26 protein-coding genes, 2 tRNA genes and 1 other RNA gene are annotated in these 24,919 nt (G+C 70.0%); 15 read left to right on the top strand and 14 right to left on the bottom strand.

Translation table 11 applies throughout. The features are described 5' to 3' along the window. Positions 1-5: 5 nt before the first annotated feature. The 3 genes from SROS_RS45075 to SROS_RS45065 all read right to left on the bottom strand — a co-directional run bounded on the left by SROS_RS45075 (position 6) and on the right by SROS_RS45065 (position 2,575). Positions 6-587: a TetR/AcrR family transcriptional regulator gene (locus SROS_RS45075; RefSeq protein ID WP_012895678.1), complete on the bottom strand. Its 582-nt coding sequence runs from the start codon at positions 585-587 to the stop codon at positions 6-8. Positions 588-668: 81 nt separating this feature from the next. Further along, a complete protein-coding gene (locus SROS_RS45070) occupies positions 669-1,403 on the bottom strand; it encodes an ABC transporter permease (protein WP_012895677.1) in 735 nt (244 codons plus the stop codon). A gap of 272 nt (positions 1,404-1,675) precedes the next feature. Further along, positions 1,676-2,575: an ABC transporter ATP-binding protein gene (locus SROS_RS45065; RefSeq protein WP_012895676.1), complete on the bottom strand. Its 900-nt coding sequence runs from the start codon at positions 2,573-2,575 to the stop codon at positions 1,676-1,678. 133 nt (positions 2,576-2,708) lie between these two features. Between SROS_RS45065 and SROS_RS45060 the strand changes: the two genes are divergently transcribed. After that, a complete protein-coding gene (locus SROS_RS45060) occupies positions 2,709-4,235 on the top strand; it encodes a sensor histidine kinase (protein ID WP_012895675.1) in 1,527 nt (508 codons plus the stop codon). Continuing rightward, a complete protein-coding gene (locus SROS_RS45055) occupies positions 4,232-4,897 on the top strand; it encodes a response regulator transcription factor (RefSeq protein ID WP_012895674.1) in 666 nt (221 codons plus the stop codon). The genes SROS_RS45060 and SROS_RS45055 overlap by 4 nt, the downstream gene beginning before the upstream one ends. Before the next feature lie 174 nt (positions 4,898-5,071). Here the strand turns inward: SROS_RS45055 and SROS_RS45050 are convergent, their stop codons facing one another. Next, positions 5,072-5,725 carry a response regulator gene (locus SROS_RS45050; RefSeq protein WP_012895673.1) on the bottom strand — a complete coding sequence of 218 codons (654 nt, stop codon included), beginning with the start codon at positions 5,723-5,725 and terminating at the stop codon, positions 5,072-5,074. A gap of 470 nt (positions 5,726-6,195) precedes the next feature. On the opposite strand from SROS_RS45050, the gene dnaN reads away from it, so the two are divergent. After that, on the top strand, positions 6,196-7,293 hold the full coding sequence (gene dnaN, locus SROS_RS45045; protein ID WP_012895672.1) for a DNA polymerase III subunit beta: 1,098 nt from the start codon (positions 6,196-6,198) through the stop codon (positions 7,291-7,293). Positions 7,294-7,411: 118 nt separating this feature from the next. On the opposite strand, the gene SROS_RS45040 is transcribed toward dnaN, so the two are convergent. The 5 genes from SROS_RS45040 to upp form a co-directional block, all read right to left on the bottom strand. Then, positions 7,412-8,101 (bottom strand): FadR/GntR family transcriptional regulator, encoded by a 690-nt coding sequence (locus SROS_RS45040; protein WP_012895671.1) that lies wholly within the window; start codon positions 8,099-8,101, stop codon positions 7,412-7,414. Positions 8,102-8,209: 108 nt separating this feature from the next. After that, positions 8,210-9,568, bottom strand: coding sequence for a helix-turn-helix domain-containing protein (locus tag SROS_RS45035; RefSeq protein WP_012895670.1), 1,359 nt, complete (start codon positions 9,566-9,568; stop codon positions 8,210-8,212). A gap of 133 nt (positions 9,569-9,701) precedes the next feature. Then, entirely contained in the window at positions 9,702-10,232 is a 531-nt protein-coding gene (locus SROS_RS45030; RefSeq protein WP_012895669.1) for a PH domain-containing protein, read from the bottom strand. 287 nt (positions 10,233-10,519) lie between these two features. Further along, positions 10,520-10,750, bottom strand: a complete 231-nt coding sequence (locus SROS_RS45025; protein WP_012895667.1) for a hypothetical protein — start codon at positions 10,748-10,750, stop codon at positions 10,520-10,522. Positions 10,751-10,888: 138 nt separating this feature from the next. Next, positions 10,889-11,527, bottom strand: a complete 639-nt coding sequence (gene upp / locus SROS_RS45020; protein WP_012895666.1) for a uracil phosphoribosyltransferase — start codon at positions 11,525-11,527, stop codon at positions 10,889-10,891. Between the two features lie 166 nt (positions 11,528-11,693). Between upp and SROS_RS45015 the strand changes: the two genes are divergently transcribed. From SROS_RS45015 to SROS_RS45000, 4 genes are all read left to right on the top strand, one after another. Further along, the gene (locus tag SROS_RS45015) at positions 11,694-12,203 is read left to right on the top strand and encodes a tRNA adenosine deaminase-associated protein (RefSeq protein WP_012895665.1); all 510 of its coding nucleotides are present in this window, start codon (positions 11,694-11,696) and stop codon (positions 12,201-12,203) included. A 43-nt stretch (positions 12,204-12,246) separates the two neighbouring features. After that, positions 12,247-12,711 (top strand): tRNA adenosine deaminase-associated protein, encoded by a 465-nt coding sequence (locus SROS_RS45010; protein ID WP_245564521.1) that lies wholly within the window; start codon positions 12,247-12,249, stop codon positions 12,709-12,711. Positions 12,712-12,728: 17 nt separating this feature from the next. Beyond that, complete coding sequence (tadA, locus tag SROS_RS45005) at positions 12,729-13,172, top strand: tRNA adenosine(34) deaminase TadA (RefSeq protein ID WP_043658340.1); 444 nt, start codon at positions 12,729-12,731, stop codon at positions 13,170-13,172. Between the two features lie 24 nt (positions 13,173-13,196). After that, a tRNA-Ser gene (locus SROS_RS45000) sits at positions 13,197-13,286 on the top strand. Positions 13,287-13,555: 269 nt separating this feature from the next. Here the strand turns inward: SROS_RS45000 and SROS_RS44995 are convergent. From SROS_RS44995 to SROS_RS44980, 4 genes are all read right to left on the bottom strand, one after another. Then, the gene (locus SROS_RS44995) at positions 13,556-13,858 is read right to left on the bottom strand and encodes a type II toxin-antitoxin system VapB family antitoxin (RefSeq protein WP_012895662.1); all 303 of its coding nucleotides are present in this window, start codon (positions 13,856-13,858) and stop codon (positions 13,556-13,558) included. A gap of 71 nt (positions 13,859-13,929) precedes the next feature. Next, a complete protein-coding gene (gene ypfJ / locus SROS_RS44990) occupies positions 13,930-14,784 on the bottom strand; it encodes a KPN_02809 family neutral zinc metallopeptidase (RefSeq protein WP_012895661.1) in 855 nt (284 codons plus the stop codon). A gap of 293 nt (positions 14,785-15,077) precedes the next feature. After that, positions 15,078-16,235 carry a hypothetical protein gene (locus SROS_RS44985; protein WP_012895660.1) on the bottom strand — a complete coding sequence of 386 codons (1,158 nt, stop codon included), beginning with the start codon at positions 16,233-16,235 and terminating at the stop codon, positions 15,078-15,080. A gap of 124 nt (positions 16,236-16,359) precedes the next feature. Beyond that, positions 16,360-16,448, bottom strand: a tRNA-Ser gene (locus tag SROS_RS44980). An 83-nt stretch (positions 16,449-16,531) separates the two neighbouring features. On the opposite strand from SROS_RS44980, the gene ffs reads away from it, so the two are divergent. From ffs to SROS_RS44950, 7 genes are all read left to right on the top strand, one after another. Further along, positions 16,532-16,627, top strand: an RNA gene (gene ffs / locus SROS_RS46810) — signal recognition particle sRNA small type. Between the two features lie 30 nt (positions 16,628-16,657). Next, positions 16,658-18,841 (top strand): DNA polymerase III subunit gamma and tau, encoded by a 2,184-nt coding sequence (locus tag SROS_RS44975; protein WP_012895659.1) that lies wholly within the window; start codon positions 16,658-16,660, stop codon positions 18,839-18,841. A gap of 125 nt (positions 18,842-18,966) precedes the next feature. Next, a complete protein-coding gene (locus SROS_RS44970) occupies positions 18,967-19,320 on the top strand; it encodes a YbaB/EbfC family nucleoid-associated protein (protein WP_012895658.1) in 354 nt (117 codons plus the stop codon). A 3-nt stretch (positions 19,321-19,323) separates the two neighbouring features. After that, on the top strand, positions 19,324-19,923 hold the full coding sequence (recR, locus tag SROS_RS44965; RefSeq protein ID WP_012895657.1) for a recombination mediator RecR: 600 nt from the start codon (positions 19,324-19,326) through the stop codon (positions 19,921-19,923). Then, entirely contained in the window at positions 19,916-20,446 is a 531-nt protein-coding gene (locus tag SROS_RS44960) for a DUF5063 domain-containing protein (RefSeq protein ID WP_012895656.1), read from the top strand. Before recR ends, SROS_RS44960 begins: the two co-directional genes overlap by 8 nt. A 91-nt stretch (positions 20,447-20,537) precedes the next feature. After that, the gene (locus SROS_RS44955; protein WP_012895655.1) at positions 20,538-21,812 is read left to right on the top strand and encodes an aspartate kinase; all 1,275 of its coding nucleotides are present in this window, start codon (positions 20,538-20,540) and stop codon (positions 21,810-21,812) included. After that, a complete protein-coding gene (locus SROS_RS44950) occupies positions 21,809-22,876 on the top strand; it encodes an aspartate-semialdehyde dehydrogenase (RefSeq protein WP_012895654.1) in 1,068 nt (355 codons plus the stop codon). Before SROS_RS44955 ends, SROS_RS44950 begins: the two co-directional genes overlap by 4 nt. A gap of 346 nt (positions 22,877-23,222) precedes the next feature. Here SROS_RS44950 and SROS_RS52545 read toward each other — a convergent pair whose 3' ends face one another. Continuing rightward, positions 23,223-24,035, bottom strand: a complete 813-nt coding sequence (locus SROS_RS52545; protein ID WP_012895653.1) for a hypothetical protein — start codon at positions 24,033-24,035, stop codon at positions 23,223-23,225. A 155-nt stretch (positions 24,036-24,190) separates the two neighbouring features. On the opposite strand from SROS_RS52545, the gene SROS_RS44940 reads away from it, so the two are divergent. Then, complete coding sequence (locus tag SROS_RS44940) at positions 24,191-24,865, top strand: TetR family transcriptional regulator (RefSeq protein WP_245564520.1); 675 nt, start codon at positions 24,191-24,193, stop codon at positions 24,863-24,865. Positions 24,866-24,919: the final 54 nt, after the last annotated feature.

Genomic DNA, 24,919 nt, shown 5'->3' with positions numbered 1-24,919 from the left:
ATTGATCAGTCCAGAATCGTGAGCGCCTGGGCGGCGGCGTCACGCAGGCGATCCGGATCCGGCAGCCCCTTGGCAGTCAGCCGCAGCCCCTGCAGGAAGACCAGCAGGAACCGGGCCAGCGCCCTCGGGTCGCGGCCCCCGGCCAGCTCCCCCTGTGCCTGGGCCCGGATGAGCGCCGAGGTCAGCGCGGTCTCCAGCGCGGTCCATTCGGCGTCCACGAACCGGGCCACCGTGTCGTCGCCGGGAAGCATCTCCCCGGCCGCGTTCACGATCATGCAACCGCGTCGCCGCTGGTCATGGATGGAATCCTCGGTGTAGAGCTCGACCAGCCCCCGTACGGCCGGCAGCGCGGGCCCCGGCTGCGACAGCATCACCACCGGCGACGGCTCCCTGGTCTCCCGGTAGCGCCGCAGGGACTTCATGTAGAGCTCGTGCTTGCCGCCGAACGTGGCGTACAGGCTCGCCCTGCCGATCCCCAGGTGCTCCACCAGGTCGGTCACGGAGGTCGCCTCGTAGCCGCGCTCCCAGAACAGCTCCAGCGCCGCCCGGAGCGCGACGTCCGGATCGAACGCCTTCGTCCTCGCCATGGGCACACCATAGAACAAACTGGAATGATCAATCAAATAAGGTGCGGCGCCCCCTCGGGGTGGGCCGTACCGGGCGGGAGGCTACTCCCACCGGAACAGCCGCGCGGCCAGCACGCCGGTGACGAGCACGGTCGCGGCCATCACCACCAGGTGCAGCGGCTGGGGTGCGTGACCCGCCCACGTGTCGCGGAGCGCCTGGGCGAACGGCGCCATCGGCAGGAAGTCGCCGATCCGCTGCGCCAGGTCCGGCAGCAACTCCCGGGGGATCCACATGCCCGCCAGGAAGAGCAGCGGGAACATCAGGAGCGAGCCGATGCCCGGCGCGGACTTGGCGCTGGGCGCCACGGCGGCGATCAGCAGGCCGAGGCCGAACATCGAGGCGCTGCCGAGCAGGAACACGCCCGCGAACGCCAGGAGACTCCTGGGCACGGCCACGCCGAGGACGAGGTTGCCCAGGCCGATCAGCAGGGCGGTCGCGATGACCGCCACCGCGATGTTGTTCACCACCTGGGCGACCAGCAGCCGGACCGGCCGGACCGGGGTGGTCGACATCCGGCGCAGCACGCCGCTCTCCCGGTAGGCCACCAGGGTGGCCGGCAGCGCGGTCAGCGCCATCGTCACCACCGACAGCACCACCATCATGCCGGGGAGCTGGGTGTCGATCACCCGTTGCCCGCCCAGGGCGGGATCCGCCGTCTGGAAGCCGGGGATGCTGCCCAGCCCGAGCAGGAGCGCCAGGGGAAGCAGGATCGCGAAGATCGGACCGCCCGGCTCCCGCAGGAAGAGCTTCGCCTCGGTCAGGATCATCTTGTTCATCAAATCTCCTTGAGCGTGGATACCCCCGCCCTCGGGCAGGGGAGAAAACGCGGTGCGGCGGCGCGCGATTCGGTAACGTGTTCGGCGGCGGCGATAACCAAGCCGTCTGCGTGATCGGCACTACCCTCGCCGCCGGGCCGGCGGAGAGGTGAAACGCCTGTGGAGCTGGTGTAAGACCTCAATGGAGATCCTTCCGGGCGGGCGACCGGCGGTGAAGCAGGAAGTCTCACGGGCGACCGTGGGAAGCCCCTCCCTCCACGGAGGGGAGGAGGTCAAGCGGAGATCTTCTTTCCGGTGAGAGCGAGGAATGCGTCGTCGAGGGTGGCCTGCTCCACCCGCAGGTCGGCGGGGACGGCCCCGGCCGCGGCCACCGCGGTGGTGACCGCGAGGAGCAGGTCGCCGGTGCCGGTGACCTCGACCTGGCCGCCGTCGCGGCTCACCCCGGTCACCTCGGGCAGGGCGCTGAGCACCGAGTCGTCGAACGCGCCGGAGGGCCGGAACCGGACGCGCTGCTGACCGCCAACCCGGGAGATCAGCCCGGACGGGCTGTCCACGGCGACCACCCGGCCGGAGTCGATCACCGCCAGCCGGTCGCAGAGCCGCTCCGCCTCCTCCATGAAGTGGGTGACCAGCACGATCGTCACGCCGTCCGCGCGGACCTGCTCGATGAGCTCCCAGGTGTCCCGGCGGGCCTGCGGATCGAGGCCGGTGGTCAGCTCGTCCAGGATCGCCACGCGAGGGCTGCCGATCAGCGCGAGCGCGATGGACAGCCGTTGCTGCTGGCCGCCGGAGAGCTTGCCGTAGGGGGTGTCCCGCTTGCCGGCGAGCCCGACCCGCTCCATCAGCGCGCCCTGGTCCGCGGGCGTCCGGTAGAAGGAGGCGTAGAGGTCCAGCGCCTCCCAGACCTTGATCTTCGCGGGCAGCGCGGCGCTCTGCAGCTGGACGCCGAGCCGCTCCTTGAGTTCGGTGCCGCTCAGGCCGCCGAGCACCTTCACGGTGCCGGAGTCGGGTGTGCGCAGGCCGGCGACGCATTCGACGGTCGTCGTCTTGCCCGCGCCGTTGGGGCCGAGGACGCCGAATATCTCGCCCTCCTCGACGGTGAACGACACATCGTCCACCGCGAGGTGATCGCGGTACCGCTTGCGGAGGTTGTCGACCTCGATGACCTTCATGCCGACGACCCTAGGAAGCCCGCGGGCCGCGCAGAATCCGTCTGGGCACCCGGCGGGGGTGTGGCTACCTCCACCCCGGTACGGCCTCCAGCGTCATTGGTAGGGTGCGGGCGGATGGGCGAGACTCCATGTCATGAGGCGACATGTGGTGGCGATCGGCCATGCCCTGGCACTGGGGCTGCTGGCCCTGACGGACATCGTCCTCGTCGGTCTGTCCCTGGTCACCGCCATGCTGACGGGGCTAGGGATGATCTTCTTCTTCACCCCGATGGTCACCCTGATCAGGCGCCGCACCATGCTCACCAGGGAGCTCACCGGCCGGTGGCTGGGCACGCCGGTGGCACCGTCCTACCTGCCGCCCCCGCCCCCGCCCCGGCCCCAGCCCGACGGCTGGTACCGGCACGAGCGCCAGCTCTACAAGACGCCGCGGTGGCCCGAGTGGAACAACCGCTGGAAGTGGCTGTTCACCGACCCGGCCACCTGGCGGGACGGGCTCTGGCTGCTTCTGAACCCGGTGCTCGCCGGGACGTTCCTGCTGATGCCCTTCGTCGTGGCCGGCTGCTTCCTGGCGGCGCCGTGGTACCCGAACCCGGTCGGCACGCCCGCGGCGGCGGTGGTGGCCCTCGCCGCGGTGGTCGCGATGCCCTGGCTGCTGCGCGGCTACGGGTGGTGGAACCACCTGATGCTGTCGCCCACGGCGAGGGCCGTGCTGGCCGGCCGGGTCCAGCGGCTCGACCGGGTCCGCCTGGAGGCGGCGGACTCCCAGGCGGCCGAGCTGCGGCGGATCGAGCGCGACCTGCACGACGGGGCCCAGGCCAGGCTCGTCGCCATCGGGATGACGCTCGGCGCGGTCGAGGAGCTGATGGACAGGGACCCGGAGGCGGCCAAGGCCCTGCTGGCCAAGGCGCGCGAGGCCTCGTCCACGGCGCTCACCGAGCTGCGCGGCCTGGTCCGGGGCATCCACCCGCCGGTCCTGGCCGAACGCGGCCTCGGCGACGCCGTACGGGCCCTGGCGCTGGACAGCCCGATGAAGGTCACGGTCACCGTCGACCTGAAGACGCGTCCGGACTCGCCCGTCGAGTCGGCCGCCTACTTCTCGATCAGCGAGCTGCTCACCAACGCCGCCCGGCACGGCGGCGCCGACCGCGTGTGGATCGACATCAGCGGGCAGGGCCGGACCCTGCGCGTCACCGTCACCGACGACGGCTCGGGCGGCGCCGATCCCTCGCGGGGCAGCGGCCTGCGCGGCATCGAGCGGCGGCTGGCGGCCTTCGACGGGGTGCTCGCGATCAGCAGCCCGCCGGAGGGGCCGACCACGGCCGTCATCGACCTGCCGGACGCGCTGACCTGGGCCGAGCCGGAGGTCAGCGTGCCGATGCCGCGGTGGAAGCTCGTCGTCGTCGGTCTGGGCTGGGGCCTCGGATGGCTCCCGCTGTTCCCCCAGGGGCTGATCACGATGGTCGCCAAGATCGTCGGTGCCGACGCGTTCAGCTGGTTCCTCGCGCTCTACCTGCCCGAGCCGTGGCAGTGGCCGATGATCGTCTTCAACATCCTGCTGGGCCTCGGCATGTACGGCGTGGCCCTGGCCCTTCCCATCGCGCATGCGCGCCGGCACTCGATGACGGAGACCACCATACGCAGTCTAAAGTTGGACCGATGAGCCCGAGAGTCGTCATCGCCGAAGATCTCTACCTGCTCAGGGACGGCCTGGTCCATCTGCTCCAGGCGCACGGCTTCGAGGTCGTCGCGGCGGTCGAGTCCGGTCCCGAGCTGCTGAAGGCGCTGACCGACGAGCGGCCCGACGTCGCCGTGGTGGACGTACGGCTCCCGCCCACGTTCACCGACGAGGGGCTCCAGGCGGCGCTGGCCGCCCGCAGGGCCGTTCCCGGCCTGCCGGTGCTCGTGCTCTCCCAGCACGTCGAGCAGCTCTACGCGCGCGAGCTGCTGGCCGACGGCTCGGGGGCGATCGGCTACCTCCTCAAGGACCGGGTGTTCAACGCCGAGCAGTTCGTCGACGCGGTCCGCCGCGTCGCCGCCGGAGGCACCGCGATGGACCCCGAGGTGATCGCCAAGCTCCTGGCCAGCACCGCCCGGCACGAGCCGCTCGGCGCGCTGACCCCGCGTGAGCGCGAGGTGCTGGAGCTGATGGCCGGGGGCCGTTCCAACGCCGCCATCTCCCAGCGCCTGTTCCTCAGCGAGAGCGCGGTCGGCAAGCACACGGCCAGCATCTTCGGCAAGCTCGGCCTCGCCCCGTCCGACGACGACAACCGCCGCGTCCTGGCCGTCCTGACCTACCTCAACGCGGCCCGCTCCCAGCCGTAGCCGCCTTCCGGACCGCCCGCCGGCCGCGCCCGACCGGCGACGCGGAGGCGCCGGCCTTCTCCAGGGAGGCTCTTCCCGTCTCTGTCAGCCGCCCCTCCCGCACGCGAGGGCGTTGGGCCGGATCGACATCTCGGAGGTCGCCCGGTCCGCCCCTCCCGCACGCGCGCGAGGACGTCAGGCGCGCTGGATCAGCCCGGTCTCGTAGGCCGTGATGACCGCCTGGACCCGGTCGCGCAGGCCGAGCTTGGTCAGTACGTTGCTCACGTGGGTCTTGACCGTGTGCTCGCTGACCACCATCGTGGCCGCGATCTCGGCGTTGGACAGGCCGCGGCCGAGGAGTTCGAGGGTCTCGCGTTCCCGGGCAGTCAGCATGTCGAGCGCGGCCGCCGGCGCCGGGGGCCTGGCCCGCCTGCGCACCATGTCGTCGATCAGCCGCCGGGTCACCGACGGCGCGAGCAGCGACTCGCCGCCGGCCACCACCCGGACCGCCTGCACCAGGTCGTCGCGGCGCACGTCCTTCAGCAGGAACCCGCTGGCCCCGGCGTGCAGCGCGTCGTAGACGTAGTCGTCCTGGTCGAACGTGGTCAGCATGAGCACCTTGGTGTCCGTCTCCTCGCAGACCACCCGGGCAGCCGCGATGCCGTCCATCCTGGGCATCCTGATGTCCAGGAGCAGCAGGTCGGGACGGTGCTCGCGGACCGCGGCGACCGCCTCGGCCCCGTCGCCGGCCTCGGCCACGACGGCGATGTCCGGCTGGGCGTCCAGGATCATGGAGAATCCGCCCCTGACCAGCTCCTGATCGTCGGCCACCACCACACGGATGCTCATCACCCAACCGCCTTTCGGTCTTCCCGGAGCTGGGCCGGTAAACGAGGGACCTCGCATGTCTGACCATATTGGTCAGCGCCTCCGGAAAGTCCCGGCGGGCCGCGCTCTCCGTCCGGCCCAGGGTCTATCCCCCGGCCGGGGCGCGGCCGGCCACGGCCCTCCTCCGGCGCTGGCCTGTCCCGCTCTCCGCCCGGCCCGGGGTCTATCCCCCTAGCCACGGCCCTCCTCCGGCGCCGGCCGGCCCGCCCCGCTCTCCGCCCGGCCCAGGGGCCCTCTTCCGGCGCCGGACTGCCTGCTCCGCTCTTCCGGTACCGGACAGTCCGTCCCTCCGATCACACCGGCCCCCGGGGCCTCACCCGCACGAGGCATATGGGGCGGCTCGGAGGTTCTTGTCGGTCCCACCGGCTACCGTTCTGTTGACGTACGGCTCCCGCGCGTGGGGGTGCCGTTCAGGACGAAGGGATGATCAGGTGAAGTTCCAGGTTAACCGTGATGTCCTGGCCGACGCGGTGGCCTGGGTCGCCCGGGCGCTGCCGAACCGTCCGGCCCTCCCCGTGCTCTCCGGGCTGCTCCTGGAGGCCGGCGACGACCTCGTGCTGTCGGCCTTCGACTACGACGTCTCCGCCCGCGCCTCGATCGAGGCCGACGTGGCGGAGCCAGGCCGGGTGCTGATCCCCGGCCGGATCCTCGCGGAGATCACCCGGAGCCTGCCCGCCGAGCCGGTGGAGATCGTCACCAGCGGCTCCGAGGCGGTGCTGACCTGTGGCAGCGCCGAATTCGGCCTGCTCACCATGCCGGTGGAAGACTTTCCGACCCTGCCGTCCATGCCACCGAAGATCGGCGCGGTCGGCGGCGGCGTCTTCGCGAGCGCGGTCGGTCAGGTGGCGCCCGCGGCCAGCCGTGACGAGAGCCTCCCCATGCTGACCGGCATCCGGATCGACATCTCCGGCGAGACCGTGGCCATGGCCGCCACCGACCGCTACCGCATCGCGGCGAGGGAGTTCGGCTGGCGCCCCGAGGAGCCCGGCGCCGCGGCCGCGGCCATGGTGCCCGCCCGGGTGCTCGTCGAGGTGGCCAGATCGCTGCGCGGCGGCGAGGTGTCGATGGCGCTGGGCGACGGTGTCGCGGGCTTCGAGAGCGTCGGCCGGAGCACCACGGTCCGCCTGCTCGACGAGCAGTTCATCGACTACCGCTCGCGGCTGTCCGACGACTGGTCGATCCGGGCCGACCTCCGGGTGGCCCCGTTCATCGACGCGATCAAGCGCGTCGCGCTGGTCGCCGAGCGCAACACCGCGATCCGGCTGTCGTTCAGCCAGGGACAGGTGCTCATCCAGGCGGGCGGCGGCGACATCGGCCGCGGCACCGAGGTCATGGAGGCGGAGCTGTCCGGCGACGGCATCCAGATCGCCTTCCAGTCCCAGTTCCTGCTGGACGGCCTGGCCGGGGTCGAGACCGAGTTCGTCCGGCTCAACATGGAGTCCCCCAGCCGGCCGGCCCTCATCACCGAGGTCCCCGGTGACGCCGACCCCGCCTTCCGCTACCTCGTGATGTCCCTGCGCCTCACCTGACCGAGTCCCGCCCGATGTGCGAAAGGGCCCGCTCCTTGAGGGAGCGGGCCCTTTCGCACATCGGGGGTCTTCGCTGTCGATCAAGTCCGACCGTCGGCAGCGCTCGTGGTCGACACAGCTAGGGGGAGAGCTCCTGAGCCTCGGTCAGGGCGATCAGGATGTGCTCCATGCACGCGTGACCGGCGCGTTCGGCGGCGGCCACGTCGCCGGCCGCGATGGCGCGGGCGATGGCCTCGTGCGGGATGTAGGTGCTGTTGAGCGAGGTGCCCGCAGCGGTGATGCTCGCCCGCAGGGCGGCCGAGAAGTCCTCGTAGAGGTCGATCAGGACCAGGTTGTGGGTGGCCTGGACGACCGCGATGTGGAAGGCCAGGTCGGCCTCGACGAACGCGTTGGGCTCGCCGATCTCCCAGGCCCGCTCCCGTTCGGCCAGGGCGGTTTCGATGCGGACGATGTCGGCGTCGCTGCGCCTCGTCGCGGCCAGCCTGGCGGCCTCCACCTCCAGCGCACGCCGTACTTCCAGGATCTCCAACTGCTCGGCGGTGCGCAGCCGCCGCAGCATGGCACCCGACAGTTCGCTGGTGGCGCGGACGTACGTGCCGTCGCCCTGACGGCACTCCAGCAGGCCCGCGTGAGTGAGCGCTCTCACCGCCTCGCGCACGGTGTTACGTCCGACCCCGAGCTGTTCGGCGAGCACGGTCTCGGTGGGAATCTTCGCGTGCATCTGCCAGGAGTTCGAAGTGATCTGCTCTTTGAGCTGATCGATCACCTGGTCGACGAGGGACGCTCGCTGCGCCGTACGCAGACTCACAGTCCGCCTCCTCCGGGGAAACCAATCATCCTATGAGTCAATGACTGGTCGACCCTAATTATTCCGGAGGCAGAAAAACAAATCCAGAGGCCTGGTGAGCGAGTTGTTTTACCGAACCAGCGCCGAATCGACCGTCACACCAACCATCGCACTACGCACTCCGGCGGCTTCAAGCGCCTTACGGTATGCGCTCGCCTGCTCCTCGCCGGCACCGACCCGGCTGTACAGGTCGCCGAGCTCGCGCCAGACCCGTGCGATCTCCCGGTCGGGGCTGGAGGCCCCGGACCGCAGGTCGTCGAGCAGCCCGCGGGCGCTGTGCAGGATGGTCGTGACATCGCCTTCGCCGCGGGTGAGCGCGACCTGGGCGAGCACCAGGTGTGCGGTGGCCGCCGTGGCGCCGATCCGGCCGCTCAGCGCGTCGAGGGCGGACCCGGCCAGGTCGGCCGCGCCGTCCGGATCGCCGCTTCTGAGCTGGACGTAGGCGAGCACCACCAGGCTCTTGGCGTGGTCGTTCACCCTGTCGGGGAACGCGCCGAAGACCTCGCTCGCGGCGGTCGCGAGCTGGTGGGCCTCCTCAAGCGAGTCCTCGCCCTGGGAGGCGGTGAAGCGCGACCAGTCCATCGCGATGCGGGCCAGCCGGAAGGCCATCCGCGTCGGACGTCCGGTCGCGATCGCGTCGTCGGCGAGGCGGACGGCCAGCGCCGAGTCCTCGCCCTCGGCCGCGGTGATGCTGGCCTGCCAGAGGGAGTGGATCTCGGCGGTGCGGTTGACCGCGGCCGGAACGCCGTTGACCGACAGGAGGTGCCGGACGTAGGACAGGCCCGGGGAGTGCGGCCCGCGGGAGATCTCGGTCTCCATCAGGGAGGCGGCCAGATCCACGGCGATCTCACCCTGGGCCAGGGCCAGCCGGTTCACCTGGGTGAGGGCGTGCGTGGCCAGGTCATGGGCGCGCAGCGCGTCGCCGGCGCGCTGGTAGCAGCGGCTCAGCGCCACCGTCAGCGGCAGGTCGGCCAGCCGTTCGGGGTGGGCGGCCGCCTCGCGCCGGAGCCGTTCGAACGCCTCCACCGCCGGGCCGATCCTGCCCTGGGACTCCAGGGCGCGGGCTCGGCCGAACCGCGCGTGCGCGGCCAGCATGGCGTTCTCCTCGCCGGCGACCTTGACGATCTCGCCGAACCGCTCGGCGGCGGCGGACGGGTCGCCGTGCTGCAGCTCCAGCTCCGCGTGGCGCAGGCCCAGCTCGGTGTCGATCCGCTGGCGCGGCTCGATCCCGTGCAGCAGGAACTCGGTGGTGCACCCCAGCCGTTCGGCGAGAAGGCGCGCGACCACCGGAGTCGGCGTGCGCTTGCCGGACTCGATGAGGGAGACATAACTGTCGGAGAGGTCAGGCCCTGCTAGCTGGGCCTGAGACATGCGCCTACTCAGCCGCAGTCCGCGGACGCGGTCACCGATGGTTCCCTGACTCGGCATCTGATCTCTCAGGGCGGGGGATGGTCAATGTTCCCGCCATGATTGCATGAAGCAGTCGAATCGGGTAACCCCGCGCGAAAAATCCATCAGACGGACTCTTCTCTAGCCCCATGTCATAAAGGACGCGGGGGGACTAATCATCCGAGTCGTTGCCTCCGGGGAACAGCATCTGGCAGACCTCAAGGTAGAGGGTCTCGGGATAGGGGATATAGGTCACCGTCGACAAAGCCTGATCTTGACCGGCCGATTCCAGGACGAACTCGCCGTAACCCAGCATCCGGCCGAGCAGGGAGCGCTGGAAGCTCATGTCCGTCACCTTGCCGAGCGGCATCATCGCGACCTTGCGCGTGATGAGCCCCGTGGTGAGCAGCATGCGCTTGGACGTGACCACGAAGTAGTCGACCGACCACTCCGCCACCTTCCACACGAAGCGGATCAGCAGCAGGAGCCATGCCCACCAGACGATGACGAGCGCGCCGCCACCGCCCTGGTCGCCGAACCACTTGCTGAGCAGACCGGCGAGAATCAGGCCGCCGAAGACCTCGGCGACGGGGCGGAGCAGTACGGCCGGGTGGCGCCGCACCATGATGACCTGGTGTTCGTGGGGGAGTAGGTAGCGGTTGACCGACGAGGGAGCTGAGTCCCCGTGGGTCACAAGTCTCATGACAGATGGGAAACGAACTGGGCCAGGGAATTGGCCGCGGTGTATACCGTGTCCATGGCACCCCTCACTGCGTTCGCGGCGTCACCTGGTCGTGTGAACAGGAAAAACGCTACGAAGGCTGCTCCGCCATACGTTAGAACTTTCTTGACCTGCACTGCGGCCTCCTACTACCACTGACCCACTGCACCCGCCGTATACATTACCCACGCCATAGGCGAGGTAAAGCGCATCAACCCATTACGGTCTCGGCCCGTCCCGAAGACCTGGTGGGACTGATGTGATATCCGTCACCCGCGTTCGCTCGCGACCAGCGCGAGGACCTCGAGGTGTTTGCGGGCGATCCGCTCGACCAGCCCGGGATGGGCGTGGCCGGTGACCTCCAGCGCGCCGTAGTGCGCCGCCTCTATGCAGCGGGTCACGGTGGTCGCCGGGTGTACTTCGGAAAACTCATCCCGCAACGCGGCGCTGACGTCCTCGTAGGGGTCCGGTTCCGGGTCCGGGATGATTCGCTCGCTCATGGTTCTCCCTGGTGTGCGCCCACGGCCGCCATGGGCCGGGGACACAGAAGAGATGTCTTCGTCACTATCGGTACCCACATAAGCACACCGTGTAACGGAGAAACGGCGAAACGACTCTCCCTTGGGGAGGAAGATTACTCAGACGACCCCGTAAAGCCGGTCGCCGGCGTCGCCGAGACCCGGAACGATGTAGCCGTGCTCGTTCAGCCGCTCGTCCAGAGCCGCGGTCACCAGGCGGATCGGCCTGCCGGTGCCCGCGAAGACCTCGTCCATGTAGGCGATGCCCTCGGGGGCGGCCAGCAGGCACAGCGCGGTCACGTCGTCGGCGCCGCGCTCGAAGAGGAACTCGATCGCCGCGGCCAGGGTGCCGCCGGTGGCCAGCATCGGGTCGACCACGTAGACCTGCCGGCCCGAAAGGTCGTCGGGCAGCCGGGTGGCGTAGGTCTCCGCCTTCAGGGTCGACTCGTTGCGGATCATCCCGAGGAAACCGACCTCGGCCGTCGGCAGCAGCCGGGTCATGCCGTCCAGCATGCCCAGGCCGGCCCGGAGGATGGGGACCACCAGCGGGTACGGCTGGGCCAGCCGCACGCCCCGGGCGGGGGCGACGGGGGTGTTCACCGTCACATCGGTGGTGCGGACCTGGCGGGTCGCCTCGTAGGCGAGCAACGTCACCAATTCGTCGGCGAGGCGCCGGAAGGTGGGCGAATCCGTGTTCACATCCCGCAGCACGGTCAGCTTGTGGGCCACCAGCGGGTGGTCAACGACCAGGGTCTCCATGGGCGCCAACGGTATCTCGGATGGCAGCTCAGGAGATAACAGCCCACAGACGTGTGACACCGCCCGCTCGCGCGGATTTGATCACAATTTGGTCGGAGGGGCGTACGGTGATGAGCTGGTTCTGAAAGCATTGACTTCCGTAGAGAATGCATCGGTGGGGATGGCCATGTCAGACGAAGACTCGCTGGACTTTGCCATCGTGGTCTATCGCGAGGACGACATCTGGGAGGCGGAGACGCTCCCGGTGGCGCTCACCTCGGATCTCGACGGCCTGATTCACGCTCTGCGCCAGCAGCCGAGCATGAACGGAACGATTGGCCTGGTCGCCGTGGGGGATGAGTTCTTCGTGGCGTTACGGGTGTTCGGTGAGCGGGTGGAGGTCTTCCTCTCCGACATCGCCGCGTCCTGGGACTTCCCTCTCGCGCAGCAGGCGCTGGAATACCTCGACGTGCCGGTCCCCGACGAGGACGAGCTCGACGCGATCCTCCAGGACGAGGAGACGGCGCTCCCCGCCGGGGATCTGTCGATCTTCGCCGACCTGGGCCTCGACGAGATGGAGCTCGGCATCCTCTCCGGGGACATCGACCTGCTCCCCGAGGACGTGCTGTCCAGCATCGCCGCGCGGCTGGGATTCTCCGAGCCGTTCGAACGCGCCATCGACTCGGTGTTCGGCTGACCTCGGGAGATCGGCCATGGCCTCCAGACCATCCGGAAACAGCGTGTTCTCGGCAGCCTTCGTCCGCACCGCGGACGGATGGAACGGCGCGGAGGTCGATCTCAGCGCCGCCGAGATAGCCGACGACCTGGGCGACGCCGTCCAGGAGCATCTCGGGCTCAGCGGCGACGAGCTGGCCCTGCTCTGCGTGGAGGTGGAGGACGAGTGGTTCGCGATCGTCCGTTACCAGGGCGACCTGGAGCCCCGCGCGTTCCTGTCCGACGCCCAGGCCGGGCTCTCCGACCAGCTCGGCGAGCTCTTCACCGAGCTGGCCGGCGTCGCGCCGGACAAGGACACCCCCGATCTGGGCGTACGGCCCGCGGGTGACTTCGAGCTCCTGAGCGACCTCGGCATGAGTCCCGAGGAGCTCATCGAGCTCAGCATGGAGGAGGGCGTGCTCCCCGCGGACACGCTCTCGGTGATCGCCGAGAGGCTCGCCTTCGCGGAAGAGCTCGACCGGCTGCGGTGACGGACTACGTCCCGGAGATGCGGCTCGCCCTGGCACAGGCCGCGGCGGCCGGCGCCCGCGGTGAGGTCCCGGTCGGCGCGGTCGTCCTCGGCCCGGACGGATCCGTGCTGGCGCGGGCCGGAAACGACCGGGAGTCCCTGAACGACCCCACCGCGCACGCCGAGGTCCTCGCCCTGAGGGAGGCCGCGCGGGCCCGCGGGGAGTGGCGGCTGACCGGCTGCACGCTGGTGGTCACGCTGGAGCCCTGCACGATGTGCGCGGGAGCCTCGGTGCTGGCCAGGGTCGACCGCATCGTCTACGGCGCCACGGACGCCAAGGGCGGAGCCGCCGGCTCGCTCTGGGACGTGGTGCGGGACCGTCGCCTCAACCACCGGCCCGAGGTCGTCATGGGCGTGCTGGCCGAGGAGTGCGCCGGCGTTCTCACCGAGTTCTTCACCGTCCGCCGGATGCGCGAGCAATAGCGGTTATCCGGTAAGCTGCTCGGCGGTGGTGTCGCCTAGTGGCCGAGGGCGCACGCCTCGAAAGCGTGTGATGGGGCAACTCATCCGTGGGTTCAAATCCCACCACCACCGCCACCGAAAAGGCCTCCGGCCCCGTCGAACGGGGCGGAGGTCTTTCGCATTTCCACGCCTTCCACCTCTCGAAGTCCTCCGCGCGCCGGGGCCTCTCGCGTGCCGGGGCGCCGGAGCACGGGCGCGCCCCGCGGGCGACGCCGCCCGGAGCACCGCCGGAGAGAGCCACCCACACGTCCTCGCCCGGCCGCGTCGGCCGCGGGGATGGGGCGCCCGTTCCCGCCACGGACAGTGGAAGGGCCCCCGGGGCACCGGGAGCCCTTCCACCGTTCTCAGCCCTCGGAGGGGAGTTCCAGGACGCGCGCGTGCAGGACCGAGCGCTGGTGCAGGGCCGAGCGCAGCGCGCGGTGCAGGCCGTCCTCAAGATAGAGATCACCGCGCCACTGCACCACGTGCGGGAACAGGTCGCCGTAGAACGTGGAGTCCTTCGCGAGCAGGGAGTGCAGGTCGAGCACCGCTTTGGTGGTGATCAGCGTGTCGAGCCGGACCTGTCGCGGCGGTATCTGCGCCCACTCGCGATGCGAGAGGCCGTGCTCGGGGTAGGGCCGTCCATCACCGATCAGCTTGAAGATCACACTATGTAGTTTAGGAGAGATTCGGACCCTTTGCCTTCCGGGCGGCTCTCATCGCAGGTCAGCGGCCTCTTTCAGATGCCACCGGCGAAGGTGTCGCACCGGTTGGGGTCGCCGCTCTCATAGCCGGTGGTGAACCACTTGACGCGCTGCGCCGACGTTCCATGGGTGAAGCCGTCGGGGTTGACCCGGCCCTGGGTCCGCTCCTGGATGCTGTCGTCGCCCACGGCCGAGGCCGCGCTGAGCGCCTCGTCGATGTCCGTTTTGGTGAAGGGCTTCTCGAACAGGCCGGTCTCGTAGGCGTTCTTGGCCCAGGCGCCGGCGTAGCAGTCGGCCTGAAGCTCCAGCCGGACCGAGCCGCTCTCGGGACCCTGCCGGTCGCCTTCCGCCCTGGCGTTGGTGCCGAGCAGGTTCTGCACGTGGTGGCCGTACTCGTGCCCGATGACGTAGGCCTGGGCGAACGGCCCGCCCTTGGCGCCGAACCTGCTCTCAAGCTGCTTGAAGAACGACAGGTCGAGGTAGACCGTGCGGTCGGCCGGGCAGTAGAAGGGGCCGACCGAGGAGTCGGCCGCGCCGCAGGCCGTGTTGACCTGCTGGGAGAACATGACGGTCTTGGCCGGCTCGTAGTTCTGCGCGACCTTGGGCCAGTAGTCCTGGATGCTGTTGACCACGCCGACCACCCGGCACTCCTCGTTCTGGTCGGCGTCCTGCCCGGTCTTGCACTGGGCGCTCAGATCGGAGCCGGGGCCCACCGGAGCGGGGTCGCCGCCGGTGATGTCTCCGGGGTTGATCCCGAATATCAGCGCCACGATGAGCGCGAGGATCCCTGCCGCGCCGCCGCCGACCGCGAGCCCGCCACCGGGGATCCTGCCCCGGCCGCGGCTCTCGACCTGCGAGCTGTCCAGCTGGGCATCGTCCTTGAAATCCATCGCCGACGTCCCTTCGATCCGCTAGGACCCTCCGACTGCCCTCAGAAGGGCTGGACATGCCGGTGGGTTCGGATACCCCCGGAGGAGACGTGGCAGGGCGCTGTGGCTCGCCGATCCGGCGGCCGGCGGCGGACCGCGTGTCCGGCACCGTCCCGCCCGGCCTCGCCCGGCCGTGCCCTGACGGCCCGGCGGGCCCCTCCCCGTTGGCTGTCTCAGACATTCCCCGGACGGCTCCGTCTACGCCACGGTACGGCGACGGCTCCGAAGGCGGAGGACACGGCCCTGGTCGTGGCCTAGCCGAACCTCTTCTCCGCTTCCTCGTACTTCAGGAGACGCTCCTGCTCCTGGTTGCGCGGCTCCCATAGATCCTCCTCGGTTCTACTGTCGTTCATAAGGTTCCTATTGCGGTCCGGCCATAGCTCGTCAATCCTCGTGCGGGACTCGACGAGGGTCTGGTCGGTGATGAGCAGACCGGGCAGATCTTGCGCGATGCGCTTGGGCATGCCCTCGTAGAGGGTCATGAACTCCCGGTTCGGTTCCTCGAGGAAGGCGCGGGTCCGGCTGTCGGGGGTGCCACCGAAATCCAAGAGCTCGCGCCGGCCGCTGCGGTCCGGATCCGCCCCGCGGTCGAAGTTACGCCTGCACCAGTCAAGGAGATCCGCGTACCGGCTGGTCGCCGCGGCCAGGCCGCCCGCGACGACAGCCAGGGCGGTCGCGTTCCCGTAGATCTGCCGCAGCGCTGTCTGGGCGTTGTCCGCGGCCGCGCCACGCCACGGCGAATCCCGCAGGTCCTGAGCCCGGCTCTGCAGTGCCCTGACCAGTTCGATCAGCGCGTCGGTGGCCTGTCTGAAGTGCAGGGAGTTGTCATGGAAGCGCTTGTCGGGAGAGAAGTCCTCCTTCGCCTTCTCCGCGGTCATGTCGCCGACGCCGTAGTCGACCTCCTCGGAAAGCTCCAGTGACAGACTGCTCTTGGGATAATCCTTGCTCGGGGTATTGAAGAGCCTGCTTCTGGGCGAGTTGCCCCCCAGCATTGCGGCGATCCGCTCCTCGAACCTGGACCTGGCGATGTCGCCGAGCAGTGGCTCTTCTAAAAGATCATATCGCTGGGCGCACTGCTCGATCAGTAGCCCGGCCATCGCCGCCTCCGCGTACAGATCCGCCCAGAAGTGGGAGAACGCGTCACCGGCGTAGTAGAGCAGCTGGCCGATAGCCCCGGGTAATCTCCAGTTGAGCGACAAGTAGAAGTGATCGGGGTATTGGGCGAAATATTTGTCGTTGCCCGCAGAGATGCCGATTTTGACGAGGCCGAGGGCGGCCGCCCGCACTCCGGCACGGTCGATCTCGTAGCCGTCGCTGTGCTCGTTTCCGAGGCCCGGCCAGTATCCGGGGGACTTGGGGACGGCGTCCCACTGGGACAGCAGTTCGGCGGAAGTGGGGCTCGGATCACGCATGTCAGCCTCCGAAGATCAAACTCGGACGGCCACACTATGGACATGCCGGATGTGCGGGCAACCGTCGGCCAGGGCTGGAACGCCGAAGGGCCGTGCCGCAGATCGCGGCACGGCCCTTCCGGACTGGCGGAGGATAGGAGATTCGAACTCCTGAGGGGTTGCCCCCAACACGCTTTCCAAGCGTGCGCCCTAGGCCAACTAGGCGAATCCTCCGTGGAGAAGCTTACCGAACTTTCAGGAGTGTGCAGACCATGTTTTCGGGACCCCGAGCACTCCGTTCAGAGGCTAGACTGTGCCAGGACCCCTCGCGCGGCGTCATCCTGTGAACCTCCCCAGGGCCGGAAGGCAGCAAGGATAAGCAGGCTCTGGCGGGTGTGCGAGGGGTCTCTTCGTTTCAGGCCCCTCGCAGGTGGGAGCGTCGCATGAGTCTTGCGCTCTACCGCAAGTACCGGCCCGGGACCTTCGCGGAGGTCAAGGGACAGGAGCACGTCACCGAGCCGCTGCGGCAGGCGCTGCGGAGTGGCCGGATCAACCACGCCTACCTGTTCAGCGGGCCCCGGGGATGTGGCAAGACCTCCAGCGCCCGGATCCTGGCCCGCTCCCTCAACTGTGAGAAGGGCCCCACCCCCGACCCGTGCGGGGAGTGCGAGTCCTGCGTGGCGCTGGCCCCCACCGGCCCCGGCCACCTCGACGTCATCGAGATCGACGCCGCCTCGCACGGTGGCGTGGACGACGCCCGCGACCTGCGCGAGCGGGCCTTCTTCGCGCCCGTGTCGGCGCGCTTCAAGATCTACATCATCGACGAGGCGCACATGGTGACCCGCGAGGGTTTCAACGCGCTGCTCAAGCTCGTCGAGGAGCCTCCTCCGCACCTGAAGTTCGTCTTCGCGACCACCGAGCCCGAGAAGGTCATCGGGACGATCAAGTCCCGGACCCACCACTACCCGTTCCGGCTGATCCCGCCCACGGCGCTGCGCACCCTCATGGAGGAGATCCTCACCTCCGAGAAGGTCCCGTTCGAGCCCGCCGCGCTGCCGCTGGTGGTCCGGGCGGGCGCCGGGTCGGCCCGTGACTCGCTGTCGATCCTCGACCAGCTGTTCGCCGGGTCGGACGAGGCGGGCATCACCTACGCCCGCGCGGTCTCCCTGCTGGGCTACACCGACGGCGACCTGCTCGACGACGTGATCGCCGCCTTCGCCGCCCGCGACGGCGCGCAGGTGTTCCAGGCCGTGAACCGGGTGATCGAAGGGGGGCACGACCCCCGCCGGTTCGCCATGGACCTGCTGGAGCGCTTCCGCGACCTGGTGATCCTGGCCAACGTGCCGGAGGCCGCCGGCAGCGGGCTGCTCGACAGGCCCGCCGACGAGCTGGAGCGGCTCCAGGCGCAGGCCGTCTCGATGGGACCGGCCGAGCTGACCCGAGCCGCGGAGATCTTCAACGCGGGCCTGACCGAGATGCGCGGGGCGGCCTCGCCCCGGCTGCTGCTCGAACTGATGTGCGCCAGGACGCTGCTCCCCGGAGCCGCGCAGGGCGAGGCCGCGCTGCTGAGCAGGCTGGAGCGGCTGGAGAAGGGCGGCGTCACGGCGGTCCCCGCGGCCTACGCGGCGCCGGCTCCGGTGATCCACGCGGCCCCCGCCCCGGGTGCCCCCGCTCCGGTGGTCCAGGCGGTGGCGCCCCAGGCCCCGCCGCCCGTGCCGCCTGCCGCGGGTACGGCTCCCGCCGCTCCCGCCGAGCAGTCCCGCCCCCAGGGGGACGGCGACTGGCCCGTCGCGGCCCGCCCCGGCGCTCCGGCACCCGAACCCCAGGCCCAGCAGGCACCCGCCGCTCCGGCCGCCGCGCCGGTCTCCGGGGCCGGTGGTGGAGCCGTCCAGCAGGCATGGCCGCAGGTGCTCGGGGTGCTCAAGCAGCGCAGCATCGTCGTCTGGGCGAACGTCAACACCAACGCCCAGGTCATCGGGGTCGAGGGCAAGGTCGTCACCCTCGGGTTCACCCAGGTCGGCGCGATGCGGAACTTCACCGGCGGGGGCAAGGACGCGGTGGTCGCCGCGGCGCTGCAGGACGTGCTGGGCGGCAACTGGAAGGTCGAGGCCGTCGTCTCCGGCGGCGGGGGGCCCGCCCCCTCCGGCGGCGCCCGTCCTCCGGCCGGACCGCCCCAGAGCCCGCCCCCGCCGCGTCAGGACCCCGCCCCCAGGGCGGAGCCCGCGCCGGCCCCGGCCGCCCCGGCGACTCCGGCCGCCCTGGCGACTCCGGTAGCCCCGGCGGCTCCTGCCGTCCAGGAGTCCCCGGCCCGTCAGGCTCCGCCCGCCACTGACGAGTCCTGGCCGGACGCGCCGCTCCCGGACGATCCCGGTTCGCCCCCCGCCCCGAGCCCCGGCCTCGCCGCCGCCCGCTCGGCGGCCAGGGCCGCCGCCCAGTCGGGTCCCAGGGCCGCCGCGGGCGGCAAGCCGGCCTGGCCGGACGCGGTGCCCGGCCGCAAGCCCGCCGTCGAGACCGACGAGGTCGACCCGCTCAACGACGCCGACGCCGACGTCGACGCGCTCACCGGAATGGCCCTGCTCCAGCGCGAGCTCGGCGGCCAGATCATCGGAGAGATCGACCACACCTGACGGATGTCCCACCAGCCGGGGTTTAGCGCCCGTCCCTGGGGAACACGTGCTCACGCCAGTACAAGACCTGGCCGGAACCCCGTAGGCTCGTGACGACTGATGTCACGGACGAGGAGCACACGACGGTGAACCCAGGGGATGTCAACCTGCAGCAGCTGCTGGAGCAGGCACAGCTCATGCAGCAGCAGCTTGTGAGCGCCCAGCAGGAGCTGAACGACGCGGAGGTCGAAGGCTCGGCGGGCGGCGGACTTGTCGTGGCCACGGTCAACGGCGGAGGCGAACTGCTCGAACTGAAGATCAGTTCTGATGCGGTCGACCCCGGTGACCCCCAGGAGACGGCCGACACCATCGCCGACCTGGTCATCGCCGCGATCCGGGATGCGGTGCGCGCCGCCGCCGACCTCCAGCAGGAGAAACTCGGTCCACTCGCACAGGGGCTGGGAGGCGGGAGCGGGCTCGGCCAGCTGCCCGGTTTCTGAGTCATGTACGAAGGGGTCGTCCAGAACCTGATCGACGAGCTGGGGATGCTCCCTGGCGTCGGTCCCAAGAGCGCGCAGCGGATCGCGTTCCACCTGCTGGCCGCCGAGCCGACCGACGTGAAGCGGCTCGCCCACGCCCTGCTCGAGGTCAAGGAGAAGGTCCGCTTCTGCCGGGTCTGCGGGAACGTCGCGGCCGAGGAGGAGTGCCGGATCTGCCGTGACGTCCGGCGCGATCCCCACGTGATCTGCGTCGTCGAGGAGTCCAAGGACGTGGTCGCGATCGAGAAGACCCGCGAGTTCCGGGGCCGCTACCACGTGCTCGGCGGGGCGATCAGCCCGATCGACGGAGTCGGCCCCGACGACCTCCGGATCCGCGAACTGATGACACGCCTGGCCGACGGCCAGGTGACCGAGCTGATCCTCGCCACCGACCCCAACCTGGAGGGGGAGGCGACGGCGACCTATCTCGCCCGTCTGGTGAAGCCGATGGGACTGAAAGTCACACGACTGGCCAGCGGCCTGCCCGTGGGCGGTGACCTCGAATATGCCGATGAGGTCACCTTGGGCCGCGCGTTCGAAGGAAGGAGGCTGCTGGATGTCTGACGCATGGGGTGCTCTCGCGGAACGGATCGCCGAGCACGCGGAGAACTACATCGACGGCCTGACCCGGCTGGCCGGTGGCGAGGGCGGAGACGCCATCCTGCCGCTGCTGCTGGTGGAGGTGGCACAGGTCAGCTCGGCGGGCGCGCAGCTCGGCGCCAGCCAGGACGTGATCCTGTCCGGCAACTGGGAGCCGCACCTGAGTGAGGACCCGGACGTCGACGTCGTCCGCACGACCCTCGCCGAGCGGCTGGGCCCGGTGGACGACTACGCCGAGGTCTTCGATCCCTACAAGGACACCGCGGTCACGCCGTACCGGCTGTCGGACGACCTGACCGCCGTGGCCGCCGATCTCATCCACGGTCTCCGGCACTATCAGGCGGGCCGCCCGCTGGAGGCTCTGTGGTGGTGGCAGTACTCCTACTTCAACACCTGGGGCAACCACGCCGGGGCGGCGATGCGGGCCCTCCAGGCACTTGTCGCGCACACCCGTCTCGATGTGGCAGAAGAGCGCACAATGGTGTGATTGTCCACATGCTGGGCTGGATCAGGGGTGATCTACCAGAGCGCCAGTAGACTGTGAGCTCCACAGCCCTAGATTGCTTCGGAGACATCTCGTGGCGCTCGTTGTTCAGAAGTACGGTGGTTCGTCCGTCGCCGACGCGTCCTGCATCAAGCGGGTCGCCCAGCGGATCGTCGCGACGAAAAAAGCCGGCAACGACGTCGTGGTGATCGTCTCGGCGATGGGCGACACCACCGACGAGCTGCTGGATCTCGCCCAGCAGGTCTCGCCGCTGCCGCCGGGCCGCGAGCTCGACATGCTGCTGACCTCCGGTGAGCGCATCTCGATGGCGCTGCTGGCGATGGCGATCGCCAACCTGGGGCAGGAGGCGCGCTCGTTCACCGGCTCCCAGGCCGGGGTGATCACCGACTCGTCCCACGGCCGCGCGCGCATCATCGACGTCACGCCCGGCCGGATCCGCGGAGCCCTCGACAGCGGCCAGATCGCGATCGTGGCCGGGTTCCAGGGCGTCTCCCAGGACACCAAGGACATCACCACGCTCGGCCGGGGCGGCTCGGACACGACCGCCGTCGCACTCGCCGCCGCTCTGAGCGCGGACGTGTGCGAGATCTACACCGATGTGGACGGCATCTTCACCGCCGATCCCCGCATCGTCCCGGTGGCCCGCAAGATCCCTCAGATCTCCTACGAGGAGATGATGGAGATGGCGGCCTGCGGTGCGAAGATCCTGCACCTGCGCTGCGTGGAGTACGCTCGCCGTTTCAACGTGCCGATCCACGTCAGAAGCTCGTTCAGCACCAAGGAAGGCACGTGGGTCGTCTCCGACCCCGACAGTGAAGGAACAGAGATGGAGCAGCCCATCATCTCCGGCGTCGCGCACGACCGGAGCGAGGCCAAGATCACCGTTGTCGGGGTGCCCGACAAGGTCGGCGAGGCTGCCACGATCTTCAAAACGCTGGCCGACGCCGAAGTCAACATCGACATGATCGTGCAGAACGTGTCGGCGGCGGCGACCGGTCGGACGGACATCTCCTTCACGCTGCCCACGAGCGACGGCTCCACGGCACTCACCGCACTGAAGAAGATCCAGGAGCGCATCGGGTTCGAGTCGCTGCTCTTCGACGACCAGATCGGAAAGGTCTCGCTGATCGGCGCGGGCATGCGCTCGCACCCCGGCGTCACCGCGACGTTCTTCGCCGCCATCGCCGACGCGGGCGTGAACATCGAGATGATCTCCACCTCGGAGATCCGCATCTCGGTGATCGTCGGGCAGGACGAGGTGGACTCGGCGGTCACCGCCGCGCACCGCGCGTTCAATCTCGACGCCGACCAGGTTGAAGCCGTGATCTACGGAGGTACCGGCCGATGAGCCGCAGGCCCACCCTTGCTCTGATCGGTGCGACCGGTGCCGTCGGCACCGTCATGCGCGACATCATCTCCACCAGGGAGGACGTCTACGGCGAGATCAAGCTCGTCGCGTCCGCCCGGTCGGCCGGAAAGATCCTGCGGGTCCGCGGGGAGGACCTGGTCGTCCAGGAGCTGACCCCCGAGGTCTTCGACGGCGTCGACATCGCGATCTTCGACGTGCCGGACGAGGTCTCCGCGGTCTGGGTGCCGGTCGCCGCCGAGCGCGGCGCGGTCGCCATCGACAAGTCGGGCACCTTCCGGATGAACCCCGAGGTCCCGCTGGTCGTGCCGGAGGTCAACCCCGAGGCCGCGCGCAACCGGCCGCTGGGCGTCATCTCCACCCCCAACTGCACCACGCTGTCGATGATGGCCGCGATGGGCGCGCTCCACGAGCAGTACAACCTGCGCGAGCTGGTGGTCGCCTCCTACCAGGCGGTATCTGGCGCCGGCGTGGCCGGTTCGGCCCGTCTCTACGACGAGGTCGAGGCCCTCGCGGGCGACCGGACGGTCGGGCAGACCGCCGGTGACGTGCGCAAGGTCCTGCAGAACAAGCTCGGCGAGGCCGAGTCGCCGTTCCCGGCGCCGGTGGCGTTCAACGTCGTGCCGTGGGCGGGGTCGCTCAAGGACGGCGGCTGGGCCTCCGAGGAGATCAAGCTCCGCAACGAGTCCCGGAAGATCCTCGGGATCGACGACCTGAAGGTCTCGGCGACCTGCGTCCGCGTGCCGGTGATCACCACCCACTCGCTGGCCGTGCACGCGACCTTCGAGCGTGAGATCACCGTCGCCGACGCGCACCGGATCCTGGAGGCCGCGCCGAGCGTGGTCGTCATGGACGACCCGGCCAACGGCGTCTTCCCGACCCCGGCCGACGTCGTCGGCACGGACCCGACCTACGTGGGCCGCGTCCGCCAGGCGCTCGACTTCCCGAACACCCTGGACCTGTTCGTCTGTGGTGACAACCTCCGCAAGGGCGCGGCCCTGAACGCGGCCGAGATCGCCGAGCTGGTCGCGGCCGAGTTCGCGTAGCCGCCTCTCCGCCCCACGGCGGAATCCGCCTTCCGGCCGTACGGCGGCGCAGGTCGCCGCCGTACGGCCTTCGCGTGGAAGCCCTCGTACGGCCTTCGCGCCGGACGCCGCCGTACGGCTCCCGTCCGGATGGCCGAGCCGCGGCCTCCGGTCCGGACATCGCCTGGCGGCTCCTCCGGAAGCTGTCGCCCGACCGGCCCATGGCGGTGCCCGCCGTACGGACTCCGGCCTGGGGGCGCCGTGCGGGGCGCGCCGGTGTGCCAGGGGGTGGCGGTTCCGGCTGGGCGGCCGGGGAAGGCAGGGGGGATCTTCCGGGTGTCCGCGTGGTCCGTGGAGGCCGCGGGTGTCAGCGGAAGAGGATGTCCCAGTGATCGGACTCGCGGGCGTACACGGTCCCCGAGTCCCGATAAAGGGCGGCTCCGTCACCGCGGACGCCGTCGAAGGCGTGCTCGCGCGTGATGTAGCGGTTGATGCAGTTGTTGGGCGTGATGTCCAGCTTGTAGCCCCGGTGATGGCTGTAGCGGCCGGGAGCGTGGCCGACCTCGGTACCCCCGGTGACGACGACCTGGCAGCCGCTGCGGCGCTTCAGCGCGATCACGTCGGCCACGGTGGCGGCCCGCACCGCCTCCAGCGAGGTGCAGGTCCTCACGCTGCGGTTGGTGCATCCCCCGGACGACTTCCAGCGCAGACCGGCCGCCCGGAGCTGCTGTGCGGCCTGCACGTGGCCGATCCGGATCGGCTGTATCGGGTGGCTGGACTTCGCCGCCGCCTCCGTCCTCGACGTGGTTCCCGCCTCCGTGCCCGCTTTCGCCTCCGTGCCCGCTTTCGCCTCCGTCCCCGTCTTCGCGCCTGTCTGTGCCTCCGTCCCCGTCTTCGCCTCTGTCCGCGTCGCCGCCTCCGTCCGGGGCGCGGCCGCCTGCCCGTACGGGCTCCGGGCGGTGGCCAGGACGTCGGCGTCGTAGGTCCCGGTGACCGCGGTCCGGACCTCGGCGGGCCGGATCGCCGGGGCCGGCTCCGGGGCCGTCACGGCGGCCGGCGAGCGCGGCCCGTCGGCCGCGGCGGCGGCATGCGAGGCCGGTGCGACGAGCGATATCTGCAGAGCGAGCAGTGCTCCGGCGGTGAGCCGCGCACGCCTCTGTTTACAGGGACGTGTCCCCATCGTTTTATCCCTTGTGACGGGAGCCCTCCCACCAGAAGGATCAATCCCACATTGGAACCGGTATGACCCCTCTGGGATGCCGGATTTTGCCCTGGAGTGGTGATCATCGTGAGTCGCGATGACCTAACGGCGTCATGGGTCGTACAGTGACGAACGTGTCCGAGCCGACCCAGAGAAGTAGGGGATCAGACAAGACCCGCGAAACCATCGTGGAGACGGCCTTGCGGTTGTTCCGCGAGCGCGGATACGAGGCCACCACCATGCGGGCCATCGCCGCCGAGGCGGGGGTCTCGGTGGGCAACGCCTACTACTACTTCGCCTCCAAGGAAGCCCTGATCCAGGCGTATTACGACCGGGCGCAGGCCGAGCACGAGGCCGCCTGCGAGGAGCTGCTGGCCACCGAGCGGGCCTTCGCGCCGCGACTGGGCGGGGTGCTGCGGGAGTGGGTGCGCGTCTCCGAGCCCTACCACGAGTTCGCGGTGAAGTTCTTCAAGCACGCGGCGGAGCCGAGCAACCCCCTCAGCCCGTTCAGCGCCGAATCGTCGCCCGCCCGGGATTCGGCGATCGCGATCTACCGCAGGGTGGTGGAGGGGTCGGCGGACCGGATGGACGCCGAGCTCAGGGCCGAGCTGCCCGAGCTGCTCTGGCTGATGTCGATGGGGGTCGTGCTGTTCTGGGTGCACGACACCTCGGAGGGGTGCCTGCGGACCTACCGGTTCATCGAGCTCAGCGTGCCGCTGGTGGACCGGCTGGTCGGCCTCTCCCATCTGCCGGGCCTGCGGGGGATCGCCCGGGACTTCATCGCGGGGGTTCACGAACTTCGCGCGTGACGTCCTGGCGAACCACGAGAATTCGAGTAACGAACACATTACCCTCGGTAGTTG

The sequence above is a fragment of the Streptosporangium roseum DSM 43021 genome (genome assembly GCF_000024865.1).
Lineage (GTDB): Bacteria > Actinomycetota > Actinomycetes > Streptosporangiales > Streptosporangiaceae > Streptosporangium > Streptosporangium roseum.
The sequence above is the reverse complement of the archived record's forward strand: the minus strand, read 5'-3'. Positions and strand labels throughout refer to the sequence as shown.

What these genes read in the sequence shown, in the direction of transcription:
- SROS_RS44985 (WP_012895660.1), bottom strand. Translation starts at nt 16,235, where the DNA reads ATGCGTGATCCGAGCCCCACTTCCGCCGAACTGCTGTCCCAGTGGGAC.
- upp (WP_012895666.1), bottom strand. Translation starts at nt 11,527, where the DNA reads ATGGAGACCCTGGTCGTTGACCACCCGCTGGTGGCCCACAAGCTGACC.
- SROS_RS44975 (WP_012895659.1), top strand. Translation starts at nt 16,658, where the DNA reads ATGAGTCTTGCGCTCTACCGCAAGTACCGGCCCGGGACCTTCGCGGAG.
- SROS_RS44950 (WP_012895654.1), top strand. Translation starts at nt 21,809, where the DNA reads ATGAGCCGCAGGCCCACCCTTGCTCTGATCGGTGCGACCGGTGCCGTC.
- SROS_RS45050 (WP_012895673.1), bottom strand. Translation starts at nt 5,725, where the DNA reads ATGAGCATCCGTGTGGTGGTGGCCGACGATCAGGAGCTGGTCAGGGGC.
- SROS_RS45030 (WP_012895669.1), bottom strand. Translation starts at nt 10,232, where the DNA reads ATGAGACTTGTGACCCACGGGGACTCAGCTCCCTCGTCGGTCAACCGC.
- SROS_RS45070 (WP_012895677.1), bottom strand. Translation starts at nt 1,403, where the DNA reads ATGAACAAGATGATCCTGACCGAGGCGAAGCTCTTCCTGCGGGAGCCG.
- SROS_RS45025 (WP_012895667.1), bottom strand. Translation starts at nt 10,750, where the DNA reads ATGAGCGAGCGAATCATCCCGGACCCGGAACCGGACCCCTACGAGGAC.
- recR (WP_012895657.1), top strand. Translation starts at nt 19,324, where the DNA reads ATGTACGAAGGGGTCGTCCAGAACCTGATCGACGAGCTGGGGATGCTC.
- tadA (WP_043658340.1), top strand. Translation starts at nt 12,729, where the DNA reads ATGCGGCTCGCCCTGGCACAGGCCGCGGCGGCCGGCGCCCGCGGTGAG.
- SROS_RS45035 (WP_012895670.1), bottom strand. Translation starts at nt 9,568, where the DNA reads ATGCCGAGTCAGGGAACCATCGGTGACCGCGTCCGCGGACTGCGGCTG.
- SROS_RS45055 (WP_012895674.1), top strand. Translation starts at nt 4,232, where the DNA reads ATGAGCCCGAGAGTCGTCATCGCCGAAGATCTCTACCTGCTCAGGGAC.
- ypfJ (WP_012895661.1), bottom strand. Translation starts at nt 14,784, where the DNA reads ATGGATTTCAAGGACGATGCCCAGCTGGACAGCTCGCAGGTCGAGAGC.
- SROS_RS45060 (WP_012895675.1), top strand. Translation starts at nt 2,709, where the DNA reads ATGAGGCGACATGTGGTGGCGATCGGCCATGCCCTGGCACTGGGGCTG.
- SROS_RS52545 (WP_012895653.1), bottom strand. Translation starts at nt 24,035, where the DNA reads ATGGGGACACGTCCCTGTAAACAGAGGCGTGCGCGGCTCACCGCCGGA.
- SROS_RS45015 (WP_012895665.1), top strand. Translation starts at nt 11,694, where the DNA reads ATGTCAGACGAAGACTCGCTGGACTTTGCCATCGTGGTCTATCGCGAG.
- SROS_RS45075 (WP_012895678.1), bottom strand. Translation starts at nt 587, where the DNA reads ATGGCGAGGACGAAGGCGTTCGATCCGGACGTCGCGCTCCGGGCGGCG.
- SROS_RS45065 (WP_012895676.1), bottom strand. Translation starts at nt 2,575, where the DNA reads ATGAAGGTCATCGAGGTCGACAACCTCCGCAAGCGGTACCGCGATCAC.
- SROS_RS44960 (WP_012895656.1), top strand. Translation starts at nt 19,916, where the DNA reads ATGTCTGACGCATGGGGTGCTCTCGCGGAACGGATCGCCGAGCACGCG.